The organism is Auraticoccus monumenti, from assembly GCF_900101785.1.
In the GTDB taxonomy this organism is placed as follows: Bacteria; Actinomycetota; Actinomycetes; order Propionibacteriales; family Propionibacteriaceae; genus Auraticoccus; species Auraticoccus monumenti.
On record NZ_LT629688.1, the window covers coordinates 1,654,326 to 1,669,956 of the forward strand.

Sequence of the window (15,631 nt, forward strand, 5' to 3'; positions counted from 1 at the left end):
CCGCCAGCCCCGAGCCCGGGGCCCGGGTCCCGGTCGGCGAGGGCGCGCTGCCCGAGGTGGACGGACAGCACGAGGAGCAGGGAGGCGTGGCATGACGCAGATGGACCTGAGCCTGTTCGGCAACGACCCGTGGTGGGTGGTGCTGATCAAGGCCGTGGCGGTGTTCGCCCTGCTGCTGCTCCTGACGCTGTTCAACATCGTCTTCGAGCGCAAGGTCGTCGGGCGGATGCAGCACCGCAAGGGCCCGACCATGAACGGCCCCTTCGGCTGGCTGCAGTCGCTGGCCGACGGCATGAAGCTGATGTTCAAGGAGGACTTCATGCCCTCCCGCGCCGACAAGCTGGTCTACAACCTGGCCCCGTTCCTGGCGGCGATCCCGGCGCTGACCGCCTGGGCGGTGATCCCGGTGGCCGGCACCGTGACCATCCCGTTCACCGACCGGCAGACCCAGCTGCAGCTGACCGACCTGCCGATGGCGGTGCTGTTCATGCTGGCCATCGCCTCGATCGGCATCTACGGCATCGTCCTGGCCGGCTGGTCCTCGGGCTCCACCTACTCCCTGCTGGGCGGGCTGCGCTCCAGCGCCCAGATGATCTCCTACGAGATCGCGATGGGGCTCTCGTTCGTCACGGTCTTCCTCTTCGCCGGGTCGATGTCGACCTCGGAGATCGTCGAGGCCCAGCAGACCAGCATCGTGCTGCCCTTCGGCGACACCGGCATCCCCGGCTGGTACGCGCTGCTGCTGGCTCCCTCCTTCGTGATCTACCTGATCTCGATGGTGGGGGAGACCAACCGCGCCCCCTTCGACCTCCCCGAGGCCGAGGGCGAGCTGGTCGGCGGCTTCCACACCGAGTACTCCGGCATGCGCTTCGCCATGTTCTTCCTGGCCGAGTACATCAACATGGCCACGGTCTCCGCGATCGCGGTCACCCTCTTCCTGGGCGGCTGGCACGCCCCCTGGCCGCTCAGCGGCATCGAGGGCATCGACGCCGGTTACCTCGGCGCGGTCTGGTTCCTCGGCAAGGTCATCCTGCTGATCTTCGGCTTCGTCTGGCTGCGCGGCACCCTGCCCCGCTTCCGCTACGACCAGTTCATGAAGCTGGGCTGGAGCTGGCTCATCCCGCTGTCGCTGGTCTGGATCGTCGCCATCGCGATCGTCCGCTCGCTGGACCGCAGCTCCTTCTCCAGTCCCACCTTCCTCATCGTCGCCGGGGTGGTGCTGGTGCTGGCCCTCGCGCTGGCCCTCTTCGGCGGTCGCCAGGAGGAGGACGAGGAGGAGGTCGAGGAGGACTTCGACCCCTGGGCCGGCGGGTACCCGGTGCCACCGCGGGCCGGCCAGCAGCTGCCCGAGCTGGCCGGGGTGCTCCGCCCCGACGAGCCCACCGCGACCCGGCGCGCCGGGTCCGACACCGCAGAGGAGGAGTCCTGATGGGCGTGTTCGACTCCGTCGCCGGCTTCGGCGTGACGTTCAAGACGATGTTCCGCAAGACCTTCACCGAGGACTACCCGAACAAGCCGAAGATCACCGCCCCGCGCTTCCACGGACGGCACCAGCTCAACCGCTGGCCCGACGGCCTGGAGAAGTGCGTCGGCTGCGAGCTCTGCGCCTGGGCCTGCCCGGCCGACGCCATCTACGTCGAGGGCGCGGCCAACACCGAGGAGGACCGCTTCTCCCCGGGGGAGCGCTACGGCCGCGTCTACCAGATCAACTACCTGCGCTGCATCCTGTGCGGGCTGTGCATCGAGGCCTGCCCGACCCGGGCGCTCACCATGACCAACGAGTTCGAGCTCGCCGACGACTCGCGTGAGTCGCTGATCTACGAGAAGGACCAGCTGCTGGCCCCGCTGCTGCCCGGCATGGAGCAGCCGCCGCACCCCCGCCGGCTCGGCTCGGACGAGCAGCAGTACTTCCTCGGGCTGCCCAGCACCGGCACCAGCGACACCCGGATGGGCAGCGCCCAGCACCCGGACACCCGCACCGGCGGCCGGACGCCCGGCCCCACCGGTGAGCGGGTCGGGGAGTCCCGGGAGGCCGAGGCCCGGGCCAAGACCGGTGCGGCGGAGACGCAGGGGGGCGCGCGATGACGGTGATGGTGACGAGCGCGTCGGTGGCCTTCTGGCTGCTGGCCCCGCTGATGGTGCTGGCCGCGATCGGCATGGTGCTGGCCCGCAAGGCCGTCCACTCCGCGCTCTGCCTGGCCGGGGTGATGGTGGCCCTGGCGGTGCAGTACGCGGCGCTGGACGCCCCCTTCCTCTTCGCGGTGCAGATCATCGTCTACACCGGCGCCATCCTGATGCTGTTCCTCTTCGTGGTGATGCTGGTCGGGGTCGACTCCAGCGACTCCTTCGTGGAGACGCTCCGCGGCCAGCGGGTCTGGGCCGCGCTGGTCGGCGCCGGGTTGCTGGTGATGCTGGTGGTGGCCGTCGGCCACGACGTGGTCACCGACGGCGGGACCGCACCGGTCGGCGTTGCGGGGGCCAACGAGCAGTACGGCGGCAACGTGCAGGGTCTGGCCGCGCTGATCTTCGTCCGCTACGTGTGGGCCTTCGAGGCCACGTCGGCGCTGCTGATCACCGCCGCCGTGGGCGCCATGGTGCTGACCCACCGCGAGCGGCTGGTGGCCAAGCGCGGCCAGCGCGAGCGGGCGGTCGAGCGGATGAGGGCCTACGCCGACGCCGGCGTGCACCCCGGCCCGCTGCCCACCCCCGGCGTGTTCGCCCGGCACAACTCCGTCGACATCCCGGCGCTGCTGCCCGACGGCTCGGTGGCCGAGAGCTCGGTCTCCCCGACGCTGCGCTCCCGGGCCACCATCCGGACCCCGGAGGAGCTGCTGGCCCCGATGGCCACCCGGCACGCCGAGATCGCCGGCGACCGCGACCCCCAGCCGCAGGTCGGCCACCGGCGCGACCCGCGTCCGGGGGAGCCGCTGCACGAGCACGGTCTCGGCAACGAGCAGGACGTCCGGGACAACACCTCGGTGCGCGACGACTCGGACGAGGAGCGGATCTGATGGACCCGAACCACTACCTGGTGCTGTCGGCGATCCTCTTCACCATCGGCGCCGTCGGCTTCCTGGTGCGACGCAACGCGATCGTGGCCTTCATGTGCGTGGAGCTGATGCTCAACGCCGCCAACCTGGCGCTGGTGACCTTCTCCCACGCCTGGGGCGTCCTCGACGGGCAGGTGGCCAGCTTCTTCGTGATGGTGGTGGCCGCCGCCGAGGTCGTGGTCGGGCTGGCCATCATCGTCTCCATCTACCGCACCCGTCGTTCGGCCTCGGTCGACGACGCGAACCTGCTGAAGCTCTGAGGGAGCGCACGTGACCCCGTTCGACGTGGTGGCCCCGCAGCTGGCCACCGGACCCTTCACCCTCGCCTGGCTGCTGATCGCGCTGCCGGCGCTCGGTGCCGCCGTGCTGCTGCTCGGGGGCCGCCGGACCGACCGCTGGGGCCACCTCCTGGCCACCGCGATGCCGATCGCCTCCTTCGTCCTGGCCGCGGTGCTGCTGGTCGACCTGCTGGGTCGCGGCGCCGAGGCGCGCGCCGTCGGCGTCCCGCTGTACCGGTTCATCGAGGCCGGCGGCTGGAGCATCTCGGTCGGGCTGCTGGTGGACCAGCTGTCGATCCTGTTCGTGCTGCTGATCACCGGGGTCGGCTCGCTGATCCACGTCTACTCGATCGGCTACATGGCCCACGACCCCGGCCGCCGGCGGTTCTTCGCCTACCTCAACCTGTTCGTCGCCGCCATGCTGCTGCTGGTGCTGGCCGACAACTACCTGGTGCTTTTCGTCGGCTGGGAGGGCGTCGGTCTGGCCTCCTACCTGCTGATCGGGTTCTGGTCCTACAAGCCGAGCGCGGCCGCCGCGGCCAAGAAGGCCTTCGTGGTCAACCGCGTCGGCGACATGGGCATGGTGCTGGCCATCGGCCTGATGCTGGCCACGGTGGGCTCCTCGGCCTTCGTCGACGTCGCCGCCGCCGCCCCGGGGATGACCGCGGGCACGGCCACGGCGCTGGGTCTGCTGCTCCTGCTCGGGGCCTGCGGCAAGTCCGCCCAGGTGCCGCTGCAGTCCTGGCTGCTGGACGCCATGGAGGGCCCGACCCCGGTCTCGGCCCTGATCCACGCCGCCACCATGGTCACCGCCGGGGTGTACCTGATCGTGCGCAGCAACGCCGTCTTCACCGTCAGTGAGGCCGCCAGCACCGCGGTCGTGGTGGTCGGCACCGTGACGCTGCTCTTCGGGGCCTGGATCGGCTGCGCCAAGGACGACATCAAGAAGGTGCTGGCCGGCTCCACCATGAGCCAGATCGGCTACATGGTGCTGGCCGCGGGGCTGGGCCCGGCCGGGTACGCCTTCGCCATCTTCCACCTGCTGACCCACGGCTTCTTCAAGGCGACGATGTTCCTCGGCGCCGGCTCGGTGATGCACGCGATGGACGACGACGTCGACATGCGCCGCTACGGCGGTCTGGCCCGGGTGCTGCCGATCACCTTCGGCACCTTCGCGGTGGGCTACCTGGCCATCATCGGCGTCCCGCCGCTGGCCGGGTTCTTCTCCAAGGACCACATCATCGAGACCGCCTTCGACCACAACGTGGTGGTGGGGGTGCTCGCCCTGCTGGGCGCCGGGGTGACCGCCTTCTACATGACCCGGCTGATGCTGATGACCTTCCTGGGCCGTCGGCGCTGGGCCGAGGGGGTCCACCCGCACGAGTCCCCGCTGGTGATGACCGTCCCGCTGATCCTGCTGGCGGTGCCGTCGGCGCTGGCCGGGCTGGCGCTGAACAACTGGATCGGCGGCTGGCTGGAGCCGGTGGTCGGTCACGGCGAGGACCACGGCGAGCCGAGCCTGTTCCACATCACCCCCGTCGGGCTGCTGACCATGGCCGTGGTGGCCGCGGGCATCGTGGTGGCCGGGCTGCTGTTCGGCCGCCGCGAGGTGCCGGCCACCGCGCCGCGCACCCGCTCACCGCTGGTGCTGGCCGGGCGGAACGACCTCTACGGCGACGCCTTCAACGAGGCCGTGGTGGTCCGGCCCGGGCAGCGTCTGGTCCGGGGCCTGCTGGCCGCCGACGACAAGGTGGTCGGGGGCGGCTGGAACCTCTCCGGGGACGCCCTGGCCGGTCTGTCGCAGGTGTCGCGGCGGGCGCAGAACGGTTACGTGCGGACGTACGCGCTGACCATGGTGGGCGGGGCCGCCCTGGTCGCCGTGGTGCTGATCCTCGGCCGGCTGGCCTGAGGGAGGAGGATCATGAACTGGACGTTGACCGCACTCGGTCTGCTGCCGCTCGTCGGTGCCCTGGTGGTCGTGCTGGTGGGGGACCGCCTGGCCAGGACCGTCGGGCTGGTGGTCTCGCTGCTCGCCCTCGCGCTGGCCGGCTGGGTCGCCGCGGCCCACCTCGGTGGCACCGACCTCGGGGTGCAGGTGCCCTGGATCCCGACCATCGGCGCCTGGTGGGCCCTGGACGTGGACGGCCTGGGTCTCACCATGGTCGCCCTGACCGTGCTGCTCACCCCGGTGGTGCTGCTGGCCAGCTGGCGTGCGGAGGACCGTCGCGGCGGCGCCTCGGAGGGCGTGCTGGCCGGGGCCCTCGGGCGCGGCCGCGCTGCCGGGAGCTCCTCGGCCGACGGCAACGACGCCCTCGGCGCCGGGCCCCGTCCCGGGGTGGCGGCGACCGCGCTGGCCGATCGGCCCGACGTGGCCGAGCGGGAGACCGGGGGCGAGGACCGGCCCCAGCCGCGCCGCTGGGGTGCCCGCGCCTTCTTCGCGCTGGTGCTGGCCCTGGAGGGCTTCGCCCTGCTGGCCTTCCTCACCACCGACGTGCTGCTGTTCTTCCTGCTCTTCGACGCGATCCTGCTGCCGATGTACTTCCTGATCGGGGCCTTCGGCGGGACCCACCGCAAGCGGGCGGCCAGCCGGTTCCTGATCTTCGCCCTGGGTGGCGGTCTGATCATGCTGGCCTCGGTGATCGGCCTCTACGTGGTCTCCGCCCGGGCCGGGGCGCCGTCGTTCCTGGTCGCCGACCTGGCCGCGCTCGACCTCGGTGGCGACCTGGGCCGCTGGCTCTTCGCCGGCTTCTTCATCGCCTTCGCGGTGAAGGCACCGATGGTGCCGGTGCACTCCTGGCTGCCCGACGCCGCCGAGGAGTCCAACCCCGCCACCGCCGCCCTGCTGGTCGGCATCCTGGACAAGCTGGGCACCTTCGGCATGATCCGGTTCTGCCTGGGCCTGTTCCCCGAGGCGAGCCTGTGGGCCACCCCGGTGGTGCTGGTGCTGGCGCTGGTCTCGATCATCTACGGGGCGCTGGCCGCCATCGGGAGCAAGGACCTGATGCGGCTGATCGCCTTCACCTCGATCAGCCACTTCGGGTTCATCGTGCTGGGCATCTTCGCCTGGACCAGCCAGTCGATGACCGGCTCGATCCTCTACATGCTGAACCACGGCTTCTCCACCGCGGCCCTGTTCCTGGTGGTCGGCTACCTGGTCAAGCGCCGGGGCTCGCGCAGCGTGGACGCCTTCGGCGGGGTGCAGAAGGTGGCGCCGGTGCTGGCCGGGCTGCTGCTGTTCGCCGGGCTCTCCTCGCTGGCCCTGCCGGGGCTGTCCAGCTTCGTCTCGGAGTTCCTGGTGCTGTCGGGCACCTTCTCCCGCTACCCGGCGGTCGCCGCGGTGGCCACCCTGGGCATCGTGCTGGCGGCGCTCTACATCCTGATCATGTACCAGCGCACCATGACCGGGCCGCTGACCGAGGACGTCCGGGCCCGCGTCGGCCGCGACCTCGGCACCCGCGAGCGGTGGAGCCTGGCCCCGCTGGTGCTGCTGATCATCGTGCTCGGGTTCTTCCCCGCGCCCGTGCTGGACGTCATCGCCCCGACGGTCACCGCGACCCTGGAGGGGGCCGGCGTCGCCGACCCCGTACCGCCCCTCGGGCAGGAGGCCAACTGATGGAGATCACCGCTCCCACCCTGGAGTACCTGCGGCTGCTGCCGCTGATCCTGGTCTTCGCCGGCGCCTGTCTCGGCGTGCTGGTCGAGGCCGTGGTGCCGCGTCGGCTGCGCTGGCCGGTGCAGGTGGGCCTGACCCTGCTCACCCTGGTGGTGGCCCTCGCGGTCACCGTGACCGGCTTCCGTGACGCCGACACCGGCATCTCCGCCGTCGGGGCGCTGGCCGTGGACGACCCCTCCTACTTCGCCTGGATGGCGCTGCTGGGGCTGGGGCTGCTGTCGCTGCTGCTGTTCACCGAGCGCACCCTCAACGGCGGCGTCAGCGCCTTCGCCCCGCAGGCCGCCGCGGTGCCCGGGAGCGCGGACGAGGAGCTGGCCCTGCGGGCCCGCACCGAGCACTCCGAGGTCTACCCGCTGGTGCTGTTCTCGCTGTTCGGCATGATGCTGTTCGCCTCGGCCAACGACCTGCTGATGCTGTTCGTCGCGCTGGAGGTCCTCTCCCTGCCGCTGTACCTGATCTGCACGCTGGCCCGCCGCCGTCGCCTGCTCAGCCAGGAGGCCGGGCTGAAGTACTTCATGCTCGGTGCGCTGGCCTCGGCGTTCTTCCTCTACGGGGTGGCGCTGCTGTTCGGCTACTCCGGCTCCTTCACCCTGGCCGACCTCGACGCCGCCGTCACCCGCGGCACCGGCTCGGACTGGATGCTGCTGGCCGGTCTGGCCGGGGTGGTGGTCGGTCTGCTGTTCAAGATCGGCGCCGTCCCCTTCCACGCCTGGACCCCCGACGTCTACACCGGTGCCCCGACCGCGGTGACCGCGTTCATGTCGGCCTGCACCAAGGTGGCGGCCGTGGTCGCCCTGCTCCGCGTCCTCTACGTCGGCCTCGGCGGGATCCGCTGGGACTGGCAGCCGCTGATCGCGGTCGTCGCCGTGCTCACCATGGCCGTCGGCTCGCTGCTGGCCATCACCCAGGACGACGTGAAGCGGATGCTCGCCTACTCCTCGGTCACCCACGCCGGCTTCATGCTGACCGCGGTCAGCGGGGCCAGCCTCGCCGGCGGCCCGCGCCAGCTGAGCAGCGTCGGGTCCACCCTGTTCTACCTGGTGGCCTACGGCGTGGCCTCCATCGGCGCCTTCGCCGTGGTCACCCTGGTCCGCGACCGCAACGGCGAGGCCAGCCGGCTCTCGGACTGGGCCGGGCTGGGTCGACGCCACCCGTGGCTGGCCGGGGCGTTCTCGGTGTTCATGCTGAGCTTCGCCGGCATCCCGCTGACCAGCGGCTTCATCGCCAAGGTGAGCGTCTTCGAGAGCGCCTGGAGCGGGGGCTTCCCGTGGCTGGTGGTCGCCGGGGTGGTGCTCAGCCTGCTGGCGGCCTACTTCTACCTGCGGGTCATCGTGACCCTCTTCTTCGCCGAGCCGACCGAGCGCCCGACCCAGGTCCGGGGCGCGGCCGGCGGAGGGGGCCCGACGCCCGCGGCCAGCGGCACCGGCACCGGCGGCGGGGGCGGCGCGACCGCGATGGCCACCACCGACGTCCTGCAGCTCGGCGGCGAGCGCACGGCGGCCTCGGTCGACCCGGGCGCGGTGGGGGCGGGGCGGGCCAGTGTGGCAACCTATGGGGCAGTGGCGGTCGCCGTGGTCGTCACCATCGTCTTCGGTCTGGTGCCGGGTCCGCTGCTGGAGCTGGCCGTCCAGGCCGGGGTCTTCCTGAGGTGAGGTGAGGTGTGACCGTGGCCCGAGCCGAGTCCGATCGGTCGGCGCTCGACGCGGGGTCCGTCCTCGCGACGGACACGGCATCTCCCGACAGCCGGGACCGGCTGGAGGCCGACGTCCGTCGCCGCCTCGAGCGGGTCGAGACCGGTCTGCTGGCGGCCGCCGAGGCCAACAGCGACCTGGTCACCGAGGCCGCCCAGCACATCATCCGCTCCGGCGGGAAGCGCTTCCGCCCGCTGCTGGTGGCCACCGCCGCCGGCCTCGGTGAGCAGGTCGCCGAGGACGCCCTCGTGGTCGCCGCCGAGGTGGTCGAGCTGACCCACGTCGCCAGCCTGTACCACGACGACGTGATGGACGAGGCCGAGGTGCGCCGGGGCGCGGAGAGCGCCAACCAGCGCTGGCAGAACAGCATCGCCATCCTGGTCGGGGACTACCTCTTCGCCCGGGCCAGCGACCTGGTGGCCGACCTCGGCCCGGTGTGGGTGCAGCTCCAGGCGCGCACCTTCGCCCGGCTGGTGCAGGGCCAGATCGCAGAGACCGTCGGGCCCGCCGCCGGTGACGACCCGCTGGAGCACCACCTGCGGGTGCTGGCGGACAAGACCGGCTCGCTGATCGCCACCTCCTGCGTCTTCGGCGGCATGACCGCCGGGCTCTCGCAGCCCGAGCTGGACGCCCTCGGTGCCTACGGCGAGGAGATCGGTCTGGTCTTCCAGCTCAGCGACGACCTGATCGACATCACCAGCGACCAGACCGGCAAGGAGCCCGGCACCGACCTGCGGGCCGGGGTGCCGACGCTGCCGACGCTGATGCTGGCCGGCTCCGACGACCCCGAGGACCGGGCGCTGACCGAGCTGATCGGCTCCGACCTCAGCGACCCCGACCGGCTGGACGAGGTGCTGACCCGGCTGCGCGCCCACCCCGTCATCGGCCGGGCCCGCGACCACGTCCGCGGCCGGGCGGCGACGGCCCAGCAGCACCTGCAGCAGCTCCCCGACCGGGCCGCCCGCGCCGCCCTGGCCGAGATCGCCGACCAGCTCGTCGACCGCGTCCACTGAGCCCCTGTGGCCCCGCGTCGGGCCTCCGGATGTCGAGTGCGCCCGGACCGTCGTCGGCCCCGTCGTCCGGGCGACGATCCCGCCGCAGTGACGGCAGCGGTGGGGCCCACCGCCAGCGCCTTGCCTGAGGCCTCGCCCACCAGCTCGCGGACTTCCGCCCACCAGACGCCTGAAGCGTCCGCCTCGTCGGGCGGCGACTCGCCCCGCGACGTCGCCTCAGCCGCTCCCGATCCGACTACTCGCGGCCACTCGCCACTGCTGGTGGACGTCCTGGACCCGGGACCCTCCACGTGCCCACGCCCGCACCCTCCCACCCCGTCGGGCGGCGGCTCGCCCCAGGACGTCGCCTCAGCCGCTTTCGATCCGACCACTCGCGGCCACTCGCCACTACCGGCGGACGTCCCGGAGCCGAGCCGCCACGTCCTACGCCCGCACCGTCCCAGCTTCGTCGGGCGGCGACTCGCCCTAGGACGCCGCCCGAGCCGCTCTCGGTGCGACCACTCTTGGGCACTCGCCACTGGCGGACGTCCTGGGCGTGGGAGCGGCCACGTGCCCTACGCCCCTCCAGTCCCACCTCGTCGGGCGGCGACTCGCCCCCGGACGTCGCCTCAGCCGCTCTCGGTGCGACCACTCGCGGCCACTCGCCACTGACGGACGTTCCTGGACCCGGGAGCGGCCACGTGCCCACGCCCGTCCAGTCCCACCCCGTGGGGCGGCGACTCGCCCCGTGACGTCGCCTCAGTCGCTCCGGATACGACCTCTTGCGGCCACTCGCCACTGACGGACGTCCCGGACCCGGGCCCCCTCACGCGTGACGCCTGCACCGTCTGAGCTCCGGCGGGCGGCGACTCGCCTTCGGACGTTGGCGACGCGCTGGAGCCGTCGAGTGCGGCCGTTTCGTCGTCGGTCCCGTCGTCCGGGCGACGATCGGGCCGCAGTGGCCGCAGCGGCAAGGGAGCGCCGGAGTGGGCCGGCTCGTAGGCTGCTCCGATGAGCGAAGCACGCGGTCGGTCCGAGCTGAGCCCGTCGTCGTCTGACGGGGCGCGCTCGTGAGCGGGCTGTCCCCGCTCGGGGTGCGCGACCTCGCCGCCGCGGTCCGCTCTGGCGAGGTGAGCGCGGTCGAGGTGGCCGAGGAAGCCCTCGCCCGCGGGGAGCAGCTGGGTACCGCCCTCGGGGTGTTCGTCGAGACGACTCCCGACCTGGCGCTCCGGCAGGCGGCGGAGACCGACCGGCGGCTGCGCACGGAGCCGGACCGGGTGGGCCCGCTGGCGGGGGTGCCCTGTCCGGTCAAGACCCTCAGCCGCGTGGCCGGGGTGGCGACCCACGGGGGCAGCGGTGCGCTGGACCCGGTGGTGCCCGACGTCGACGACGGGGTGGTCACGCTGCTCCGCGAGGCCGGCACCACGATGACCGGCACCACCTCCGCGCCCGAGCTCGGCCTGCCCTGCTACACCGAGCCCGAGGGGCTGCCACCGGCGGCCACCCCCTGGGACCCGGACCGCTCGGCGGGCGGGTCCAGCGGCGGTGCGGCGGCGGCGGTCGCCGCCGGCCTCGCCCCGGTGGCCTCCGCCAGCGACGGCGGCGGCTCGATCCGCATCCCGGCCGCCTGCTGCGGGTTGGTCGGGCTCAAGCCGACGCGCGGTCTGGTCTCGGCCGGACCGTGGGGCCAGCCCGGCCCGGGGCTGGTCAGCCAGGGGGCGCTGACCCGTGACGTCGCCGACACCGCCCTGCTGCTGGACGTCCTGGCCCACCCCTGGCCCGGGGACGCACCGGTCGGACGTCCGGGCTCCTTCCTGGCCGCCCTGCAGCGTCCGCCGGGGCGGCTGCGGGTCGGCGTGCTGACCGAACCCCTGATCGCCGCCGACGCGCCGGTGCACCCGGGGGCGCTGCGGGCGGTGGCCCGCACGGCGGCGTCGCTGGAGGCCCTCGGGCACTCCGTGGAGCCGCTCACCCGACCTTTCGGGCCGGAGGCCTGGCTGCCGTTCCGGGCGCTGTGGGCCGTCGGTGCCCTGTCCGCACCGGTCCCCGCCGACCGCGAGCACCTGCTCCGACCGCTGACCCGCTGGCTCCGTGGGCTCGGCCGGGAGGTGGCCGGGCTGGAGTACGCCGAGGCCGTCCGGGCCACGCAGGTCCTCACCCAGCAGGTGGGTACGGCCTGGCAGCACGTCGACGTGGTGCTGACCCCGACGCTGGCGCAGCCGCCCTGGCGGCACGGGGAGGTCCGCGACGACGACGACCCGGCCGCGGACTTCCTGGCCCAGACCGCCGTCACGCCGTGGTCCAGCGTCTGGAACATCACCGGGGCGCCGTCGATCAGCCTGCCGCTGCACACCGAGGTGGTGGACGGCGTACGGCTCCCCTTCGGCGTGCTGCTGGGGGGCCGTGCGGGTCGCGACGCCGAGCTGCTCGCCCTGGCCGCCCAGCTCGAGCAGGCCGACCCGCCCGAGCCGCTGCCGTTCCTGCGCTGAGCGGGTGACCCTCACCGAGCGGGGGCCTCGCCGACGACCCACCGGCGTGGGATCCTCGACCCCGGAGGAAGGAGAGCTCGTGGAACCACCACCGGGCAGCGTCCCGCACCCCATCGGCCAGGGTCTCGCCGTCGCCGTCCGGCCCCGTCGGGCCCGGGCGCGGCTGCTGGCGGTCCTCTCGGTCGTGATGGGCCTGGTCTACCTGGCGTCCGGGGCCGTGCTCGTGGGGTTGACCCGGGGTGTCGCGCTGCCCGCGCTCCTCCTGCTGGTGCTCGGCGTGGTGGTCACGGTGCAGATGGCGGTGCTCATCGGCCAGGCCGTGGTGATGCGCGGACCCGCGCTGGTCGTCGACGACGCCGGCATCCGCGTCCGCGACCTCCTCGGGTGGCTCCAGGTCCCGTGGGCCACCCTGCAGCAGCTGTCGGTCACCCGCGGGGGAGGGGTGCTGGTGCTCGAGGCGCCGGGTGGGATCTACCTCAACGACAACCGGCTGCGACGTCCCCTGCAGCGCTACACGATCACCGGCCTGGAGACCGAGCCGCACCACCTGCTGACCTACCTGCAGCACCGCCGCTCCGTGGCCCGGCAGGCGGTGTCCCGATGAGCGCGCTCACCGTCGACCTCGTGGTCAACGACGCCGCCATCTGGGCCGGCGCCGGGCAGCTCCGGCTCACCAACCAGCTCGAGGCGGTGCTGGGGGAGGGGCACGTGTTCGGTCTCGACCTCGAGGACCCGGCCCGGCTGTGGTTCAGCCGACCCGACGACCCGCAGGGGACGTCCTCCCCGCGGGTGGACTTCGTGCCGCACCTCATCGCCTCGGTCGCGCCCGGCCCCGGCACCGTCCGCTGGGGCTGGTCGCTGGAACCGCTCTCGTCGTTGCCCACCACCTCCCTCAGCCGCCGGCTGGCCGAGTTCGGCCGGAACCACGGGCTGGACGCGCTGACCGACCCCGAGCCGGCGATCAGCCGCCTGGCCCCCGAGGGCACCGAGCTGGCCGACGTCGCGCACCGGATCGCGCTGATGGCCTGCCAGGTCGTCGGCGAGGTGCCCTACTACACCTTCCCCGCCGGTGGCGGGACCCGTGGTGTCGTGCTGCTCCAGCCCACCGCGCCCATGCCCCCGGTGACCGCCCTGGACGTCTCCCTGGCCACCACCCGCGCCCTGGCCGACGGCCTCCTGGTGGACCACCAGCGAGCCGTGTCGGCGGCCGTCCAGCGGCTGGGCTGGCGGTGGCTGGGCAGCGGTCCGCCGTGGCGGGCCACGTCGGGCACCGAGGTGCTCACGTTCACCTTCGACGACCTGGGGCGGCTGACCGGCTGGAGCAGTCCCTGAGTCGCGACCCCGTCCACAGACCGGCGCCCACCGGTCGGAGGAGGCGCGCCCGTCCTCGTAGGGTGTCCGGGTGAGCGAGCCGTCGTGGGGAGCACCGGAGGACCGCGAGCCCCCGGAGGACTGGGAGCCCCCCGAGGACTGGGAGCCCCCGCAGGACTGGGTGGCACCGCAGCACCGGGGCGGGCACGAGGACGCCCCGGGAGCGGGCTCCGCGGGGGCGCCGGTCCCTCTCGTGGCGGAGCCGGTCCCGGCCCGCACCCCGTCGGAGGCGCTGCAGCGCGTCTGGGGCTACGACGCCTTCCGTGGCCAGCAGGCCGAGATCGTGGACACCGTGGTGGCCGGCGGGGACGCCGTGGTGCTGATGCCGACCGGTGGCGGCAAGAGCCTCTGCTACCAGGTGCCGTCGCTGGTGCGTGCCGGCACGGGGGTGGTGATCAGCCCGCTGATCGCCCTGATGCACGACCAGGTGGACGCGCTGGAGCAGGTCGGCGTCCGTGCGGCCTACCTCAACTCCAGCCAGGACCCGGACCAGCGCCGCGACGTGGAGCGACGGCTGCTGGCCGGGGAGCTGGACCTGCTCTACCTCGCCCCGGAGCGGCTCGGCGCCGCGACGGGTCTGCTCCAGCGCTGCCGGATCGCGCTGTTCGCCATCGACGAGGCCCACTGCGTCAGCTCCTGGGGCCACGACTTCCGCCCCGAGTACCTGCAGCTCTCGGTGCTGCACGAGCGCTGGCCCGACGTCCCGCGGATCGCCCTGACCGCCACCGCGACCGTGGAGACCCGGGCCGAGATCGCCGAGCGGCTGGCCCTCACCGACGCCCGGGTCTTCGTCTCCAGCTTCGACCGGCCCAACATCCAGTACCGGATCGCCCCGAAGAACGACGCCCGCAACCAGCTGCTCCGGCTGCTGCGCGAGGAGCACCCGGGGGAGGCCGGCATCGTCTACTGCCTGAGCCGCGCCTCGGTGGACAAGACCGCGGAGTGGCTGGCCGGCCAGGGCGTCACCGCGCTGCCGTACCACGCCGGCCTGGACGCCCGGACGCGCTCGCTGCACCAGTCCCGGTTCCTGCGCGAGGACGGCGTGGTGATGGTGGCCACCATCGCCTTCGGGATGGGCATCGACAAGCCCGACGTCCGCTTCGTGGCCCACCTGGACCTGCCGAAGTCGGTCGAGGGCTACTACCAGGAGACCGGTCGGGCGGGACGCGACGGGCTGGCCTCCACCGCCTGGCTGGCCTACGGGCTGCAGGACGTGGTCCAGCAGCGCCGGATGATCGCCGAGGGCGAGGGGGACCGGCAGCGCAAGCGGGTCCAGACCCTGCACCTGGACGCGATGCTGGCCCTCTGCGAGACGGTGGAGTGCCGGCGTCAGCAGCTGCTGGCCTACTTCGGGGAGGAGAGCGGGCGCTGCGGCAACTGCGACACCTGCCTGTCCCCGCCGGAGTCCTTCGACGGGACGGTGCCGGCGCAGAAGCTGCTCTCCACCGTGGTCCGGCTGCAGCGCGAGCGGGGGCAGGCCTTCGGGGCCGGGCACCTAGTCGACATCCTGCTCGGCAGGGACAACGAGCGGGTGCGGAAGTTCCGCCACGACCAGCTCTCCACCTACGGCATCGGCACCGAGCTGGACGACGCCGGCTGGCGCGGCGTGGTGCGCCAGGTGCTGGCCCAGGGGCTGCTGGAGGTGCAGGGGGAGTACGGGGTGCTGGCGGTCACCGAGCCGGCGCTCGCGGTGCTGCGGGGCCGGCGGGAGGTGCGGCTGCGGAAGGAGCAGCAGCGGGAGCGGGTGCAGCGTAGCCGGAGGACCGGGGCGGCCCCACCCGACCTGGACGAGGACGCCCAGGCGCTGTTCCAGCGGCTGCGCACCTGGCGGTCCCAGGTGGCCAAGGAGCAGGCGGTGCCGGCCTACGTCGTCTTCTCCGACGCCACCCTGGCGGGCATCGCCGGTGCCCGTCCGACCACCGAGGCCGAGCTCCGCGCCGTCTCCGGGGTCGGGGAGGCCAAGCTGACCCGCTACGGCGAGGCCGTCCTCGAGCTCCTGGCCACCTGACCCCGCCCCGTCCCCGCCCCGCCCCTCGTCCTCCGGACCGAGGAGGCGACTGGCCGCGTGCTGTCGCCTCCGGTGAGGA

General features: G+C 73.2%; 12 protein-coding genes. All 12 read left to right on the forward strand.

Annotation, left to right across the window (positions count from 1 at the left end; genetic code table 11):
- Positions 1 to 91 precede the first annotated feature (91 nt).
- Complete coding sequence (gene nuoH / locus BLT52_RS07620; RefSeq protein ID WP_090592101.1) at positions 92 to 1,429, forward strand: NADH-quinone oxidoreductase subunit NuoH; 1,338 nt, start codon at positions 92 to 94, stop codon at positions 1,427 to 1,429.
- Positions 1,429 to 2,085: an NADH-quinone oxidoreductase subunit NuoI gene (gene nuoI / locus BLT52_RS07625; RefSeq protein WP_090592103.1), complete on the forward strand. Its 657-nt coding sequence runs from the start codon at positions 1,429 to 1,431 to the stop codon at positions 2,083 to 2,085. Before nuoH ends, nuoI begins: the two co-directional genes overlap by 1 nt.
- Positions 2,082 to 3,011, forward strand: coding sequence for an NADH-quinone oxidoreductase subunit J (locus BLT52_RS07630; protein WP_090592105.1), 930 nt, complete (start codon positions 2,082 to 2,084; stop codon positions 3,009 to 3,011). Before nuoI ends, BLT52_RS07630 begins: the two co-directional genes overlap by 4 nt.
- Positions 3,011 to 3,310 (forward strand): NADH-quinone oxidoreductase subunit NuoK, encoded by a 300-nt coding sequence (gene nuoK / locus BLT52_RS07635; protein ID WP_090592108.1) that lies wholly within the window; start codon positions 3,011 to 3,013, stop codon positions 3,308 to 3,310. Before BLT52_RS07630 ends, nuoK begins: the two co-directional genes overlap by 1 nt.
- 10 nt (positions 3,311 to 3,320) lie before the next feature.
- On the forward strand, positions 3,321 to 5,237 hold the full coding sequence (gene nuoL / locus BLT52_RS07640; RefSeq protein WP_090592109.1) for an NADH-quinone oxidoreductase subunit L: 1,917 nt from the start codon (positions 3,321 to 3,323) through the stop codon (positions 5,235 to 5,237).
- A 12-nt stretch (positions 5,238 to 5,249) separates the two neighbouring features.
- Positions 5,250 to 6,941 carry an NADH-quinone oxidoreductase subunit M gene (locus BLT52_RS07645; RefSeq protein WP_090592112.1) on the forward strand — a complete coding sequence of 564 codons (1,692 nt, stop codon included), beginning with the start codon at positions 5,250 to 5,252 and terminating at the stop codon, positions 6,939 to 6,941.
- On the forward strand, positions 6,941 to 8,653 hold the full coding sequence (gene nuoN / locus BLT52_RS07650; protein WP_090592114.1) for an NADH-quinone oxidoreductase subunit NuoN: 1,713 nt from the start codon (positions 6,941 to 6,943) through the stop codon (positions 8,651 to 8,653). The genes BLT52_RS07645 and nuoN overlap by 1 nt, the downstream gene beginning before the upstream one ends.
- Positions 8,654 to 8,754: 101 nt before the next feature.
- Positions 8,755 to 9,705 (forward strand): polyprenyl synthetase family protein, encoded by a 951-nt coding sequence (locus BLT52_RS07655; RefSeq protein ID WP_172804113.1) that lies wholly within the window; start codon positions 8,755 to 8,757, stop codon positions 9,703 to 9,705.
- Positions 9,706 to 10,763: 1,058 nt separating this feature from the next.
- On the forward strand, positions 10,764 to 12,173 hold the full coding sequence (locus BLT52_RS07660) for an amidase (RefSeq protein ID WP_090596450.1): 1,410 nt from the start codon (positions 10,764 to 10,766) through the stop codon (positions 12,171 to 12,173).
- A gap of 79 nt (positions 12,174 to 12,252) precedes the next feature.
- Positions 12,253 to 12,777, forward strand: coding sequence for a PH domain-containing protein (locus BLT52_RS07665; RefSeq protein WP_090592116.1), 525 nt, complete (start codon positions 12,253 to 12,255; stop codon positions 12,775 to 12,777).
- A complete protein-coding gene (locus tag BLT52_RS07670) occupies positions 12,774 to 13,505 on the forward strand; it encodes a DUF6882 domain-containing protein (RefSeq protein WP_090592118.1) in 732 nt (243 codons plus the stop codon). Before BLT52_RS07665 ends, BLT52_RS07670 begins: the two co-directional genes overlap by 4 nt.
- Before the next feature lie 70 nt (positions 13,506 to 13,575).
- Positions 13,576 to 15,552, forward strand: a complete 1,977-nt coding sequence (gene recQ / locus BLT52_RS07675) for a DNA helicase RecQ (protein ID WP_231946550.1) — start codon at positions 13,576 to 13,578, stop codon at positions 15,550 to 15,552.
- The last annotated feature ends 79 nt before the right edge of the window (positions 15,553 to 15,631 follow it).